The organism is Streptococcus sp. oral taxon 056 str. F0418 (genome assembly GCF_000220065.1).
GTDB lineage: Bacteria > Bacillota > Bacilli > Lactobacillales > Streptococcaceae > Streptococcus.
The window spans coordinates 265,400-279,833 of record NZ_AFQU01000001.1 but is presented as its reverse complement, the minus strand read 5'-3'; the positions used below and the strand labels follow the sequence as shown (position 1 = coordinate 279,833).

Sequence of the window (14,434 nt, the reverse complement as noted above, 5' to 3'; positions counted from 1 at the left end):
TTTTTCAAATTATTTCCAAATAGAACAAAATTCTTGACAGATGTAATATCTGGTGTTACAATTGACAAAAACGATTCGATATAGAAAAAAATTGGAGGAAGTATGAAAGATAGTCATTTAGTAGCCTATCATATTCGTTTGTTGAATGGGAGGATTTTTCAAAAGTTACTGAGCCAAGATCCAGAAGCCCTTTATCGGAGTGAACAGGGTAAGATTCTCACCGTTTTATGGAATAGTGAGACAGGGTGCGCTACGGCGACAGATATTGCACTAGCGACAGGACTTGCCAATAATACGCTGACAACTATGCTGAAAAAGTTGGAAGAACAGGATTTGGTGACCTTTAGTCAATGTGGCTCAGACAAGCGAAAAAAATATGTCAAATTGACGGAGCAAGGTTTGTCCCAGAAAGAGGTTGGCCATCGTGTCAGTCAAAAATTGGATGCTATTTTTTATAAAGGCTTCTCAGAGGAAGAAATTCGTCAGTTTGAAAGTTATCAGGAACGCATCTTAGCAAATTTAAAAGAAAAAGAGGCATAAATCATGTCAAAACAAGTTGAAAATGCACAAAATCTATATATTCACGCCATTCAAGATGGGCGTGTTGCTGAGGCTCAAGCTCAGTCTGTAGGGGATACTTATATACAACATTCGACAGGTGTGCCAGATGGGAAAGAAGGGTTTGCGGCTTTCTTTGCAAATTTCTTTGAGCGCCATCCCGAGCGTGAGATGAAGATTATTCGCACCGTTGAGGATGGTAATCTAGTCTTCGTCCATGTTCACCAATATCTCAATGGCGGGGAAGCTCAATGGGTGACGACGGATACTTTCCGTGCGGATGAGAATGGACGCATCGTGGAGCATTGGGATGTGATTGACTACTATCGCGCTCCAGAAAATGGACAGTTAGATCAGATCTTTGGAGATTTTGAAGTCACAGATTTGGATAAGACCGTAGCAAATAAAAAAAACGTTCGTCGTTTCTTGACAGAAATTTTCCAAAATGGGGAGCTAGAGCAGTGGAGTGATTATGTGGCAGACGATTTGATTCAGCATAATCATGAGATTGGCCAAGGAAGTCAGGCTTATAAAAACTATGTTGCAGAGCATAGGGTTTCATTTGACTTTGTTTTCCAGCTTTTGGGACAAGGTAACTACGTGGTTAGCTATGGACAGACTCAGATTGATGGGGTGGCTTATGCCCAGTATGACATCTTCCGTTTGGAGAATGGCTTGATTGTAGAGCATTGGGACAATAAAGAAGTCATGCCTAAGGTAGAAGACTTGACGAACCGTGGTAAATTTTAAATGAGGACAAAGAATGATTGAATATAAAAATGTAGCGCTACGCTATACAGAAAAGGATGTCTTGAGAGATGTCAACTTACGGATTGAGGATGGAGAGTTCATGGTTTTAGTAGGTCCTTCTGGATCCGGTAAGACAACCATGCTCAAGATGATCAACCGTCTTTTAGAGCCAACAGATGGCAATATCTATATGGATGATAAGCGGATTAAGGATTATGATGAGCGTGAGCTGCGCCTTTCCACAGGCTATGTCTTACAAGCGATTGCCCTCTTTCCAAACCTAACTGTGGCTGAAAATATTTCTCTCATTCCTGAAATGAAAGGATGGAGCAAGGCAGATATTCAGCAGAAGACTGATGAATTGTTGGAGCTAGTGGGCTTGCCTGCAGAAGACTATGCTCAGCGTATGCCGAGTGAGCTGTCTGGTGGTGAGCAGCAGCGGGTGGGCATTGTACGTGCCATTATCGCCCAACCCAAAATCCTGCTGATGGACGAGCCTTTTTCAGCTCTTGATGCCATCTCGCGTAAGCAATTGCAGAGCTTGACCAAGAGTATCCATGACCAGTTTGGGATGACAACAATCTTTGTCACCCATGATACGGATGAAGCTTTAAAGTTGGGGAATCGGATTGCTGTTCTGCAGGACGGAGAGATTTGTCAAGTGGCGACACCTGAGGAAATCTTATCTGCACCTGCAACCAACTTCGTAGCAGATTTATTTGGAGGTGTTCAACATGGCTAATTTGTTTTCTACCTTTCAGGAGCGCTTTGGCGAATGGTTGGCAGCCTTAGGGCAACATCTTCAGCTCTCTCTTCTGACCTTACTAGTGGCCATCTTCCTGACTATTCCGCTCGCTATCTATCTCAATAGTCACAAAAAAGCAGCCAATTGGGTGCTACAAATTGCAGGAATCTTTCAAACCATTCCTTCAATGGCTTTGCTGGGACTCTTTATCCCCCTCATGGGAATTGGTACACTGCCGGCACTGACTGCTCTGGTGATTTACGCTATTTTCCCGATTTTAGAAAATACTGTCACAGCCTTGAATGGGATTGATCCTAGTTTAGAGGAAGCTGGAATCGCCTTTGGGATGACCAAGTGGGAGCGGCTCAAAAAGTTTGAACTGCCTCTAGCTATGCCCGTCATCGTTTCAGGAGTTCGGACAGCAACAGTTATGATTATCGGAACAGCAACTCTAGCAGCTCTTGTAGGAGCTGGTGGACTAGGTTCTTTTATCCTTCTAGGAATTGATCGTCGTAATGCCAGTCTGATCTTGATTGGAGCTATTTCATCCGCGGTTTTGGCTATTCTTTTCAACAGTCTTCTTAAATGGATGGAAAAGGCAAAGCTTCGGACTGTATTTACAGCTTTTGCTGTCTTAATCCTCGGCCTCGGTGCTTCTTATACACCGAGTCTGCTCCCCAAGCAGGAGAAGGATCATCTGGTTATTGCTGGGAAATTAGGTCCAGAACCAGAAATTCTCATGAATATGTATAAACTTCTTATCGAGGAAAATACGGATATGACTGTGACAGTCAAACCTAATTTTGGGAAGACAGACTTCCTTTATCAAGCATTAAAGAAAGGCGATATTGATGTCTATCCTGAGTTTACCGGTACGGTTACTGGAACTCTCTTGCAGCCTGCTCCAAAGGTCAGCAATGATGCTGAAGAAGTTTTTGAAGCAGCACGTGATGGAATCAAAAAACAGGACAATCTAGTCTTGCTCAATCACATGGCTTATCAAAATACATATGCCATCGCAGTACCTAAGAGTGTCGCCAAAAAATACAATCTTAAAACCATCTCTGATCTTAAAGCAGTTCAAGACAAGCTCAAGGCAGGCTTTACCCTAGAGTTTAACGACCGTGAAGATGGAAACAAGGGACTCCAGTCTGTCTATGGACTGAACCTCAATGTGTCAACCATGGAGCCAGCCCTTCGCTATGATGCGATTAAATCAGGTGATATTCAGATTATGGAAGTCTATTCAACTGACCCTGAAATTGAGCGCTATCAACTTCAGATTTTAGAAGATGATAAACATCTTTTCCCTCCTTATCAAGGGGCGCCTCTCCTGAAGGCTAAATTGCTAGAAAAACACCCTGAATTGGAAGGGATTCTCAATAAACTAGCTGGTAAAATTACGGAAAGCCAGATGAGCCAGATGAATTATCAAGTTGGCATTGAGGGCAAAAAAGCGGAAGCTGTTGCGCGTGATTATCTGGTCAAGGAAGGACTTTTAAAAAAATAATAAGTAAAAGGGTTAGACTTGTAAGGTCTAGCTTTTTTAGTGAGGTGATTGTCAGTCCGTTTCGCTTTATAAGGTGTTGAACAAATAAACCATTGATACAGCAAAAATCAGCATTAATTCATGTTTTTAAGAATATAGATTCATTAAATAGAACTTGATCAAATAATTTTAGTAAATTTTAGTAAAATTATTGAATTTTTGTTTTAAGTTCGCTATAATAAAAATAAGAAAACGGTTACAAAATCGAAAATTAGCTAAAGGAGTATAGCTTATGTCAAATGTCATTTCAGCGGAGCAAATCCGCGCAGATTTTGCAAAGGTCTTTAGAGTGGAAGCGGATCACACTTTCTTTTCACCCGGTAGGATCAATCTAATTGGTGAGCATACGGACTATAACGGCGGGCATGTCTTTCCTGCAGCAATTTCTCTTGGAACTTATGGAGCAGCTCGTAAGAGAGATGATCAGCTCTTGCGATTCTTCTCAGGAAATTTTGAAGAAAAAGGGATTATTGAAGTTCCGCTGGAAAACCTGCACTTTGAGCCTGAGCATAACTGGACCAACTATCCAAAAGGAGTTCTGCATTTTCTGCAAGAGGCAGGCCATACGATTGACCGAGGCATGGATGTCTATGTTTATGGAAATATTCCCAACGGATCGGGCTTATCTTCATCTGCGTCACTAGAGCTTTTGACTGGTATTATTGCTGAGAAACTTTTTGATTTGCAGTTGGAACGTCTGGACTTAGTGAAAATCGGTAAATTAACTGAAAATGAATTTATCGGGGTTAATTCTGGTATTATGGACCAGTTTGCTATCGGAATGGGTGCTGACCAGCGAGCCATTTACCTAGATACCAATACTCTTGAATATGATTTGGTGCCGCTTGATCTTAAGGATAATGTCGTAGTGATTATGAATACCAACAAGCGTCGTGAGTTGGCGGATTCTAAGTACAATGAGCGTCGGGCGGAGTGTGAAAAAGCCGTTGAAGAGCTTAATCGCAAGCTGTCTATCGCTACCTTGGGTGAATTAAATGAGTGGTCTTTTGACGAGTATAGTTATCTGATAGAGGACGAAAATCGCATCAAACGAGCTCGCCATGCTGTTTTGGAAAATCAACGCACTTTGCAAGCTAGAGCAGCTTTGCAGGCAGGTGATCTTGAAAAGTTTGGCCGTCTCATAAATGCATCTCATGTTTCATTGGAGCATGATTATGAAGTGACTGGTCTAGAGCTGGATACTTTGGTTCACACAGCCTGGGAGCAAGAAGGTGTTTTGGGAGCTCGTATGACCGGAGCAGGCTTTGGTGGCTGTGCCATTGCTTTAGTTCAAAAAGATGCGGTCGCAACTTTTAAAGAAGCAGTTGGCAAACGCTATGAGGAAGTAGTTGGATACGCTCCAAGCTTCTATATCGCTGAAGTTGCATCGGGGACACGAGTTTTAGACTAGGAGAGAAGTAAATGGAAGCTGTATTATTTGATTTGGATGGCTTATTAGCTGATACTGAGATCATTTCTCTAAAAGTTTATCAAGAATTGCTTGAAGATTTTGGAATTCCTTTCACAGAAGAAACATATTCTAGAGAATACAGTGGACATAGGGAAGAGGAGAATGTTCAACGATTTTTGGATACCTATGATTTACCTTGGAACTTTGACCAAACCTTGGATAAAGTTTATGAACTAGAAGCTCGAATATTAGCCAAAGGTGTAAATTTAAAAAAAGGTGCTAAAAATTTGCTTGCTTTTTTGCAAAGAGAAGGTATCCCAATCGCCTTAACAACTTCAAGTGTTGAATCTAGAGCTAGAATGATCTTGGATAGTAATGGTATACTGTCCCTATTTGACCATCTAGTTTTTGCAAAAGATGTAAAGCGAAGCAAACCTTACCCTGATATATTTTTAAAGGCCTGTAGTGATTTGAATATTTTACCAGAGAATTGCTTAGTATTAGAGGATAGTGAAGCAGGGATTGAAGCAGCGTATAGAGCTGGGATACCAGTTATTTGTATTCCAGACTTAAAAATGCCAGCACAGTCTTTCTTAAATAAAACAGAACAAGTTTTTCAAGATTTAGATGCTGTCAGAGACTATTTAGAAAGTAGGAAGGAGAATCAATGAGTCAGGGAGTTCTAGATGCATTTATCACAGAAGTCATTGCAGAAAGTACCTTTGAGGAAATGGATCGAATCTACCTAACCAATCGTGTCTTAGCACGAGTGGGCGAAGGTGTTTTGGAAGTTGAGACTGATCTGGATGAATTGATTGACCTCAAGGACCAGATGGTCGAGGAGGCGGTTCGATTAGAGACGATTGAGGATAGTCAGACTGCGCGCGAAATCCTCGGTGCTGAGCTTATGAACTTCATCACACCAGCCCCTAGCCAGCTCAATCGGGACTTCTGGACGACTTATGCTTCCAATTCCGAGCAAGCCGTGGCTGATTTTTACCAGCTTAGCCAAAAAAATGATTACATCAAGGTCAAGGCTATTGCTAAAAACATTGCTTTTAAAGCGCAGACTGCCTACGGAGATTTGGAAATCACCATCAATCTCTCTAAGCCAGAAAAAGATCCCAAGGAAATTGCGGCAGCTAAAAAAGCTAAGAATAGTCATTATCCAGCCTGCCAGCTTTGCATGGAAAACGAAGGCTACCAAGGGCGCTTGGACCACCCAGCCCGTGCCAATCATCGGATTATCCGCTTTGCCTTGGCTGGACAGGAGTGGGGTTTCCAGTATTCGCCCTATGCCTACTTTAATGAGCATTGCATCTTTCTGCACAGCCAGCACCTTCCTATGGCGATTAGCCGGCTGACCTTTGAGCGCTTGTTGGACATCGTTGAGACCTTTCCAGGCTATTTCGCTGGCTCAAATGCCGACCTGCCTATTGTTGGCGGCTCTATCCTGACTCACGACCACTATCAGGGCGGACGTCATACCTTCCCTATGGAAATGGCAGAGCTGGATTGCAGCTTTACTTTTAGCGGTTTTGAAGAGGTAGAGGCAGGCATTGTCAAGTGGCCCATGTCCGTCATTCGTCTGAGATCCGAGAAGAAGGAGCAGCTGATTGAGTTGGCTGACAAGATCTTGCAAGCTTGGCGGACCTATTCTGACCCAAGTGTGCAGGTGTTGGCAGAGTCTGAGTGTGAGCTTCACCATACCATCACACCGATTGCCCGCAGGAAAGATGGATCTTTTGAGCTAGACTTGGTCTTGCGGGACAATCAAACTTCCCCAGAACATCCAGACGGCATTTATCATCCTCATAAGGATGTGCAGCACATTAAGAAAGAAAATATCGGTCTGATTGAGGTTATGGGGCTGGCGATTCTGCCGCCTCGGCTTAAGGAAGAACTCAAGCAGGTGGAACTGTTTCTTCTGGGAGAAGACTGTCAGGTCGCTACCTACCATCAAGAGTGGGCAAATCAACTCAAAACCCAGAATCCAACTGTTTCTGTTGAGACGGTGAAAGATGTGGTTCAGGCTTCGGTAGGGCAAATTTTCAGCCGTGTGTTGGAAGATGCGGGTGTTTACAAGCGAACAGAAGAAGGGCAGGAAGCTTTCTTGCGCTTCGTCCAATCCGTTGGCATCCTGCCTTAGGAAATGTGTTATAATGAGACAAATCTAACAGGGAAAGGAAATTTTATGGCAATTTTAGTATTAGGTGGTGCTGGCTATATCGGATCACACATGGTTGACCGTTTGATAACAGCTGGCAAGGAAGAAGTAGTCGTTGTCGATAATTTGGTGACTGGCCACCGGGCAGCCGTCCATCCGCAAGCAGTCTTTTATGAGGGGGATTTGGCAGATAAGGACTTTATGCGTAGTGTCTTTACCAAACATCCATCCATCGATGCAGTCATTCACTTTGCTGCCTTTTCACTGGTCGCAGAGTCCATGGTAGATCCGCTCAAGTATTTTGACAATAACACAGCCGGCATGATTTCCCTTTTGGAGGTCATGCAGGAATGCGGTGTTAAAAATATTGTCTTTTCATCAACTGCTGCAACTTACGGCATTCCTGAGGAAATTCCGATAATGGAAACAACTCCGCAAAAACCGATCAATCCTTATGGTGAGAGCAAGCTTATGATGGAGACCATTATGCGCTGGGCAGACCAAGCATATGGCATCAAGTTTGTAGCCCTGCGTTATTTCAATGTGGCTGGTGCCAAGCCCGACGGCTCGATTGGTGAGGACCACGGACCTGAAACCCATCTCTTGCCCATTGTGCTTCAAGTGGCTCAGGGCAAACGAGAGAAGATTGCTGTCTTTGGCGATGATTACGATACTCCAGACGGCACCAATGTCCGCGATTATGTCCATCCTTTTGACTTGGCTGATGCCCATATTTTGGCTGTTGATTACCTGCGTGCAGGTCAACCATCAGATGCCTTTAACCTTGGCTCTTCGACTGGTTTTTCCAACCTGCAGATTGTAGAAGCAGCACGAAAGGTGACCGGACACCCTATTCCTCTGGAAATAGTAGAGCGGCGCCCAGGAGATCCAGATACGCTGATTGCTTCATCTGAAAAAGCAAGAGAAGTTCTGGGCTGGCAGCCGAAATTTGATAATATCGAAACCATCATCGAAACCGCTTGGAAATGGCATTCCAGTCATCCAAATGGCTATGAAGATAAAGTTTGATTCCCCTAAAACCAGCAATTTTTGCTGGTTTTTTCTTGCCTTTTACCAGAATTTTTGTTTAAATATATAATAAAGAAACAAGTGTTGCGCAACAAATGTATCGGAAAGGAATGTCATGCCTCCAAAAAATAAATTCACCAAAGAAGAAATTATTGAAGCTTGTTTGGAACTTGTTCGAGAAGAAGGGAAGTCGGCGGTTACAGCTCGAGCAGTTGCTGTTAGATTGAAGTCTTCACCTAAGGTCATTTTTGGCCTCTTTGATAACATGGAAGAATTGAGCAAGGCCATTGTTATTGCTGCTGAGGAAACCTTTGTCAGACAAGTTGAAGTTGCTTTGCAAGAAGAAAAAGCCTTTCGAGCTGTGGGTATCGCTTATATCCGATTTGCAGCAGAGGAGCCCCAGCTTTTTCAACTGATTTTTATGAATGAGTCCGAACGTGCTATTCATCAATTTTCTGAATTCTTACCAATCAAAGATTACAGTTATGAAAAAATGATTTTGTCTATTCAAGAGGAATATGGACTTTCAAGACAGCTATCAGAGCGAGTTTATCAACATCTATTTATTTATTCGCATGGAATTGCCAGTATGACTGCTGCAGGAATCTATCGCTTTTCAACCGCAGAACTAACAGCTATGCTGACACAAGTATTCACAGCACTTATAAAGGAATTATTAGGAGGAAATCATGATTGAACTAAAGGGAGTAAGAAAGTCCTATGGAGCCAATAAAGTTTTAAAAGGTATCGATTTACGGATTGAAGATCAAGATTATTTAGTGATTTTGGGAGCTTCTGGATCGGGTAAGTCAACCTTACTAAACATTCTTTCAGGACTTGAAAAACCAGATCAGGGTGAAGTTTTATATGATGGGGAAAATATTGCGTCTTTGAGTGAAAGTCAACTGACAAAATTTCGCAAAGATAACATCGCTTTTATATTCCAGCAATATTATTTATTGCAGGAGTTGACGGTTGAGCAGAACGTTAAAATGGGAGCTCATCTTGTAAAGAATCAGGATTACCTTCCAATCATCGAAGCCATGGGTTTAAAAGAAAAACTCCATCAATACCCTAGTGAACTATCGGGTGGAGAACAACAACGCGTAGCGATTGCCAGAGCCTTGGCCAAGAAGCCAAAGGTACTTTTCCTTGATGAGCCTACAGGAGCTCTTGATGAGGCGACAGGTCGCCAGATTCTCTCCTTCATTTCTCAAATGAAAAAAGAGCTTGGATTTACCCTAGTAATGGTCACTCATAATGAGCATATAGCCCAGCTGGCAAATACTGTGGTGAGGGTAAATAGCGGGCAAATTCAGGACATCGTGGTTAATGAAGAGCCAAAGGGCGTAGAAGAGATTGGGTGGTAGATTATGGTAGTCAGTATCAAAGATTTACGGAAATTATCTGTTGTCTCCATTATCAGTTTTTGTGCAGTTTTGGTCTCGACTTTATTTGTCAATTTTTACCTTGATCTTCAATCTATTGAGGTTGAGAAATTATCTCTACCAACCAAGGCTTATTACGATGCTCAAGTTCTCATTGCTAAATTTGTCTCCTTGGTTAGTGGAGGAGTGCTTTCTCTCCTAGCTGTTCTTCTCTTATTCTTTTATATCAAGCAGTTTATTGATGATCATAAGGAAGAGTTAGGGATTCTCAAAGCTCTGGGCTACCAAAATGTTGAATTAGCCAAGCATTTCTGGATTTTTAGTTGCTCTGTTTTTCTAGGTGCCTTGCTTGGGTTTGCTTCTTCATTCTTTTTTATGAAGGACTTTTATGATTTGCGCAATCAAAAAGGTCTCTTTCCTAACATTGAAATTCATTTTCATTGGCAATTGTTCCTCGCTATGGTCATCTTACCGACTCTTCTATTTGCCTTATTAGGAATTGGCTATGCTTTGATTAAATTGAAGCAACCAAGCCTTTATTTGCTGAAGAGATTAGAGTTGGCTCAAGTAAAGCAAAAGCATCACAAAACTAAAGTAAATAGACCTTTTTTGCAAGAGTTGGGGACTGTGCATTTTTATAAAAGAAAATTATTGATTTTCTTTGTCGTCTTTGCAGCATTTTCTTTTGCAGCCATGATGCAGCTTTCCCTAGGAATGAAAGACTTTATAGATGGTACGATTCAAGTCATGATGATGGGAATAGGCCTTCTTTTGTCACTTTCGATTTTGCTCCTTTGTCTAGGTACTGTCGTCCAAGAAAACAAAGCCAGTTTGGCGCTTATGAAGGCTTTTGGCTATAGCCAAAAAGAATGTAGTCGCGTTATTTTTACTCGTTATCGAGTGGTGGCTTATCTTGGTTTTGTATTAGGTACAGCTTATCAGTATGCCCTGATGAAGATACTACTTAAAGTCATTGTAAAGGATGTTCAGGGTGTGCCCGATTATTCATTTGATGTTCAGCTTTGCTTAATCGCCTTCTTAGCCTTTGTAATCTTATATGAACTGCTCCTTGCCTACTATGTCAAAGCTATTGAGGGCATGTCGTTAAAAAAAGTAATGCTAGCAGAGTAATTTCAGATTAATATAGCTTTTACACTGGCAAACCCATCTGTAAAAGCTATTTTTATGCTATAATGATAGAAAAATATGAGGAGATTAAAATGAATCAAACTGTTCAATATTTGCAAGAATTAATAGCTATCCCTTCGCCAACAGGCTTCACAGCCGAGGTGGCTGACTATCTGGTAAAAACTTTGGAAGGATTGGGTTATGAGCCTGTCCGCACTAATAAAGGTGGTGTCCATGTTGTGATTAAGGGAGAAAATGATGCCCAACATCGGGTAGTGACTGCCCATGTGGATACCCTTGGAGCTATTGTGCGTGCAGTCAAGCCAGATGGTCGACTCAAGCTGGATCGGATTGGCGGCTTTCCTTGGAACATGATTGAAGGAGAAAACTGCCTAGTCCATGTGGCCAGCAGTGGTAAGACTATCAGTGGGACTATCTTAGTTCACCAGACATCTTGCCATGTCTATAAGGATGCTGGAACGGTTGAGCGTACTCAGGACAATATGGAAGTTCGTTTAGATGAAAAGGTGACAAGTGAGAAAGAAACACGTGATTTAGGGATTGAAGTCGGTGATTTTATTTCTTTTGATCCTCGAACCACCGTTACCGAGTCAGGATTTATCAAGTCTCGTTTTCTGGATGACAAGGTCAGCGCAGCTATTTTGCTCAATCTTTTGCGTGTCTACAAAGAAGAAAATATTCAGTTGCCAGTGACGACTCATTTTGCTTTCAGTATCTTTGAGGAAGTCGGTCATGGGGCTAATTCCAGTCTACCAGAGCAAGCTGTAGAGTATCTGGCTGTTGATATGGGCGCTATGGGTGACGACCAGCAGACAGATGAGTATACGGTTTCCATCTGTGTCAAGGATGCTTCAGGCCCTTATCACTATGAATTCCGCCAGCATTTGGTAAATTTAGCCAAGGAGCAGGACATTCCTTACAAACTGGACATCTATCCATTTTACGGATCAGACGCCTCTGCAGCTATGAGCGCAGGAGCAGAAGTCAAGCATGCTCTTTTAGGCGCTGGTATCGAATCCAGTCACTCTTATGAGCGGACGCATATTGACTCGGTTGAAGCGACAGAGCGTATGGTTGATGCTTATTTGAAAAGCGAGTTAGTAAGATAGGCTTAAGTGGAGTCCTATGCTGAAAACTATGCTAAAGCTTCTTAAATATCTTTCAAGCTTACTTCTATTCATTCTAGCTCTTGTATTTTTATTTCATCAATATAGTTTGAACAAAGAGAAAAAGCTTCTAACTTCTAGCATCGGTCAACGAGTAGAGGTCGATGGAAAGAACATGAATGTTTATGTGGCTGGAAAAGGGCCAAAAACACTAGTATTTCTATCGGGAAGTGGAACCAGCTCACCGATTTTAGACTTTAAAGTGCTTTACTCATCATTAGAGAAGGACTATAGAATTGTTGTCGTAGAAAAGTTTGGTTATGGCTTTAGTGATGATAGTGCCACTAGCCGTGATCTAGATACACTCTTAACCCAAACTAGAAGCGCTTTACAAAAAGTTGGCATAGAAGGTCCGTATGTTTTGCTTCCGCATTCTATGTCTGGATTAGAAGCTTTGCATTGGTCTACTGTCTATCCAAAGGAAATTGAAGGCATTATAGGTCTGGACATGTCATTACCAGAGGCTTATGATACATGGCATCCAAATATGCTGGCCTATAACTCTTTGCAGATAGTGGCCAATATCGGATTATCTCGTCTATTGTATGCAGTGGACAAGAACATTGCCGCTTTGACCGATGATAGTTTAAGTCAAAAAGAACAATCCATTTATAAGGCCTTGTTTTATCGACGTCCGTTATCAAATGCCGTTATCAAAGAAGCAGAGCAGGTCAAAAAGAGTTCTCTTTTAGTTAAGCAAGAACAGTTTCCTAAAATTCCTTCACTGTTGTTTGTGTCAAATGGTCAGGGGACCGGTTTTACACAGGAGAAATGGCGAGGGATTTCAAGACGATTTGCTAAAGGGAGAGGACATATAGTTCTCAAGTTTTTAAATTCTCCACACTACATCTATCATGATAGTTCTGACGATATTGTGAAAGAGATACGAAAATTTTTGAATAAAATTGATTAGTATATCAGACAAAAAAGCAGATATTAACCTGCTTTTTTGTGAAAATTTTATATAAAATGTAATATAATTTTTGATTTATATAGGGTATAATAAATAAAAGAACAGAATGCGAATCGCAGATAGACGTATAGGGTATTGACATGAAAAGACTGAATAAAAGAAGACATAAAAAATCAAAATTTTTTCTCCCATTTTTGCTGGGCCTACTGCTAATCAGTGCGCTGTCCTTTGGTGCTTTAAAAGTATACTCTATGTTGCAAGAAAAAGAATTGCAAGAAAAAATTGAGAATTTTATTGCAAAAGAGGAAAAAAGCATGCTGCTAATACGGAAAAACAGCAAAAAAAGATCGGTAGTCACTATGTCGAAGTTTTTTATCCCCTGAGAAACGGCCAGGTCATAACGTCGGTTAAGAAACAAATAGATGAGAATATCCAGACCATTAAAGCGAGTCAGACAAAAGATGCTAAGATTGAGCAACTGACCTTTTATTACGCAGAAGAAAAAGAGACAAGCCTGAAAGATATAAGAGAAGTACAAGTCAATCGCGACGATTACCAAATCAAAAATATGAAGATCCACAAAGGAGAAGCAAGTCAGATTGCTACTAGCTATATTGATCAAGACGGTAACTTTTTCACATTAGATAAGCTTTTTCAAAACGCAGACGTAACCAAGGAAATCTTCCTCAATGTCATAGCAGGATTGCTGACTTTTCGTCAAGTAAATGAGGTGGATCAAACAGAAATTTTAACTAAATTGAAAGAATCGGACTTGAGTCAGTGGTCTTTCCGCTATGAAAATAGTCACTTTTCTATCAGACTGTCTAAAGAGCTACAAGGACTAACTAATATTGATGTTCCTTTGTCTAGCCTTTATAGTCAGATCAATGCGAATTATCTGACAGGAGTAGACTTGGAGTCGTATCAAAGCTTTCAAGAAAAACGTCATGAAAAAATGGTGGCCTTAACCTTTGATGACGGACCAGATGCTAAAACAACACCACAGGCTTTGGATATATTAAAAAAATACGGTGTCAAGGCGACCTTCTTTATGGTGGGACAAAATGTTGCTGGCAACGAAGCTATTATTAAGCGTGTAAAACAAGAAGGTCACCAGATTGGCCTGCATACATGGGACCACCCAGTTTTGACCAAGCTCCCAATAGAAACTGTTAAGAAAGAAATTTTTGATACGCAAACTGCTATTTATAATGTAGTGGGAATCAAACCGATGATTACGCGACCTCCTTACGGTGCTATCAATCAAACGATTCAAAAAGTAATTGATCAATCTTTTATTATGTGGGATGTTGACAGCTTGGATTGGAAGAGCCGCAATACCAAGTCTATCATGCAGGAAATTGCAAAGACAAAGCCTGGCTCTATTATCCTTATGCATGATATACATCAGACCAGTATTGATGCACTACCAAGTGTACTCCAGTACTTGCAAGAAAAAGGGTATACATTGGTAACAGTTGATGAATTGTTGGAAGGCCGATTACAGACACATCAGATTTATTATAGTAGAAACTAAAAAGAGGCTGGGACAAAAGTCCTAGCCTCTCAATTGTCTTTGGATTGTCGAGCAAGACGCAGTGGTTGAGTG

13 protein-coding genes and 1 pseudogene are annotated in these 14,434 nt (G+C 41.4%); all 14 read left to right on the top strand.

Annotated features, from left to right (window positions below; genetic code table 11):
- Nucleotides 1-102 precede the first annotated feature (102 nt).
- The 14 genes and pseudogenes from HMPREF9182_RS01425 to HMPREF9182_RS01360 all read left to right on the top strand — a co-directional run bounded on the left by HMPREF9182_RS01425 (nt 103) and on the right by HMPREF9182_RS01360 (nt 14,362).
- A complete protein-coding gene (locus HMPREF9182_RS01425; protein ID WP_009754518.1) occupies nt 103-540 on the top strand; it encodes a MarR family winged helix-turn-helix transcriptional regulator in 438 nt (145 codons plus the stop codon).
- 3 nt (nt 541-543) lie between these two features.
- Entirely contained in the window at nt 544-1,308 is a 765-nt protein-coding gene (locus HMPREF9182_RS01420; protein ID WP_009443431.1) for a nuclear transport factor 2 family protein, read from the top strand.
- Between the two features lie 13 nt (nt 1,309-1,321).
- The gene (locus HMPREF9182_RS01415) at nt 1,322-2,050 is read left to right on the top strand and encodes an ATP-binding cassette domain-containing protein (RefSeq protein WP_009754745.1); all 729 of its coding nucleotides are present in this window, start codon (nt 1,322-1,324) and stop codon (nt 2,048-2,050) included.
- Nucleotides 2,043-3,563, top strand: coding sequence for an ABC transporter permease/substrate-binding protein (locus HMPREF9182_RS01410; protein ID WP_009754739.1), 1,521 nt, complete (start codon nt 2,043-2,045; stop codon nt 3,561-3,563). Before HMPREF9182_RS01415 ends, HMPREF9182_RS01410 begins: the two co-directional genes overlap by 8 nt.
- 271 nt (nt 3,564-3,834) lie before the next feature.
- Nucleotides 3,835-5,013 (top strand): galactokinase, encoded by a 1,179-nt coding sequence (locus HMPREF9182_RS01405; RefSeq protein ID WP_009443365.1) that lies wholly within the window; start codon nt 3,835-3,837, stop codon nt 5,011-5,013.
- An 11-nt stretch (nt 5,014-5,024) separates the two neighbouring features.
- Nucleotides 5,025-5,684, top strand: a complete 660-nt coding sequence (locus tag HMPREF9182_RS01400) for an HAD family hydrolase (RefSeq protein WP_009443836.1) — start codon at nt 5,025-5,027, stop codon at nt 5,682-5,684.
- Complete coding sequence (gene galT, locus HMPREF9182_RS01395) at nt 5,681-7,162, top strand: UDP-glucose--hexose-1-phosphate uridylyltransferase (RefSeq protein ID WP_009443139.1); 1,482 nt, start codon at nt 5,681-5,683, stop codon at nt 7,160-7,162. The genes HMPREF9182_RS01400 and galT overlap by 4 nt, the downstream gene beginning before the upstream one ends.
- Nucleotides 7,163-7,207: 45 nt before the next feature.
- Nucleotides 7,208-8,209, top strand: a complete 1,002-nt coding sequence (gene galE, locus HMPREF9182_RS01390; RefSeq protein WP_009443567.1) for a UDP-glucose 4-epimerase GalE — start codon at nt 7,208-7,210, stop codon at nt 8,207-8,209.
- 115 nt (nt 8,210-8,324) lie between these two features.
- On the top strand, nt 8,325-8,906 hold the full coding sequence (locus HMPREF9182_RS01385; RefSeq protein WP_009755000.1) for a TetR/AcrR family transcriptional regulator: 582 nt from the start codon (nt 8,325-8,327) through the stop codon (nt 8,904-8,906).
- The gene (locus tag HMPREF9182_RS01380) at nt 8,899-9,579 is read left to right on the top strand and encodes an ABC transporter ATP-binding protein (protein ID WP_009443292.1); all 681 of its coding nucleotides are present in this window, start codon (nt 8,899-8,901) and stop codon (nt 9,577-9,579) included. The genes HMPREF9182_RS01385 and HMPREF9182_RS01380 overlap by 8 nt, the downstream gene beginning before the upstream one ends.
- Before the next feature lie 3 nt (nt 9,580-9,582).
- A complete protein-coding gene (locus HMPREF9182_RS01375; RefSeq protein WP_009754752.1) occupies nt 9,583-10,728 on the top strand; it encodes an FtsX-like permease family protein in 1,146 nt (381 codons plus the stop codon).
- Nucleotides 10,729-10,817: 89 nt separating this feature from the next.
- Nucleotides 10,818-11,855: a M42 family metallopeptidase gene (locus tag HMPREF9182_RS01370; protein WP_009443088.1), complete on the top strand. Its 1,038-nt coding sequence runs from the start codon at nt 10,818-10,820 to the stop codon at nt 11,853-11,855.
- A gap of 16 nt (nt 11,856-11,871) precedes the next feature.
- A complete protein-coding gene (locus tag HMPREF9182_RS01365; protein WP_009754366.1) occupies nt 11,872-12,825 on the top strand; it encodes an alpha/beta hydrolase in 954 nt (317 codons plus the stop codon).
- A 140-nt stretch (nt 12,826-12,965) separates the two neighbouring features.
- A pseudogene (locus tag HMPREF9182_RS01360) lies at nt 12,966-14,362 on the top strand (polysaccharide deacetylase family protein).
- The last annotated feature ends 72 nt before the right edge of the window (nt 14,363-14,434 follow it).

What these genes read in the sequence shown, in the direction of transcription:
- HMPREF9182_RS01375 (WP_009754752.1), top strand. Translation starts at nt 9,583, where the DNA reads ATGGTAGTCAGTATCAAAGATTTACGGAAATTATCTGTTGTCTCCATT.
- HMPREF9182_RS01420 (WP_009443431.1), top strand. Translation starts at nt 544, where the DNA reads ATGTCAAAACAAGTTGAAAATGCACAAAATCTATATATTCACGCCATT.
- HMPREF9182_RS01405 (WP_009443365.1), top strand. Translation starts at nt 3,835, where the DNA reads ATGTCAAATGTCATTTCAGCGGAGCAAATCCGCGCAGATTTTGCAAAG.
- HMPREF9182_RS01425 (WP_009754518.1), top strand. Translation starts at nt 103, where the DNA reads ATGAAAGATAGTCATTTAGTAGCCTATCATATTCGTTTGTTGAATGGG.
- HMPREF9182_RS01410 (WP_009754739.1), top strand. Translation starts at nt 2,043, where the DNA reads ATGGCTAATTTGTTTTCTACCTTTCAGGAGCGCTTTGGCGAATGGTTG.
- HMPREF9182_RS01385 (WP_009755000.1), top strand. Translation starts at nt 8,325, where the DNA reads ATGCCTCCAAAAAATAAATTCACCAAAGAAGAAATTATTGAAGCTTGT.
- HMPREF9182_RS01415 (WP_009754745.1), top strand. Translation starts at nt 1,322, where the DNA reads ATGATTGAATATAAAAATGTAGCGCTACGCTATACAGAAAAGGATGTC.
- HMPREF9182_RS01370 (WP_009443088.1), top strand. Translation starts at nt 10,818, where the DNA reads ATGAATCAAACTGTTCAATATTTGCAAGAATTAATAGCTATCCCTTCG.
- HMPREF9182_RS01400 (WP_009443836.1), top strand. Translation starts at nt 5,025, where the DNA reads ATGGAAGCTGTATTATTTGATTTGGATGGCTTATTAGCTGATACTGAG.
- galE (WP_009443567.1), top strand. Translation starts at nt 7,208, where the DNA reads ATGGCAATTTTAGTATTAGGTGGTGCTGGCTATATCGGATCACACATG.
- HMPREF9182_RS01380 (WP_009443292.1), top strand. Translation starts at nt 8,899, where the DNA reads ATGATTGAACTAAAGGGAGTAAGAAAGTCCTATGGAGCCAATAAAGTT.
- galT (WP_009443139.1), top strand. Translation starts at nt 5,681, where the DNA reads ATGAGTCAGGGAGTTCTAGATGCATTTATCACAGAAGTCATTGCAGAA.
- HMPREF9182_RS01365 (WP_009754366.1), top strand. Translation starts at nt 11,872, where the DNA reads ATGCTGAAAACTATGCTAAAGCTTCTTAAATATCTTTCAAGCTTACTT.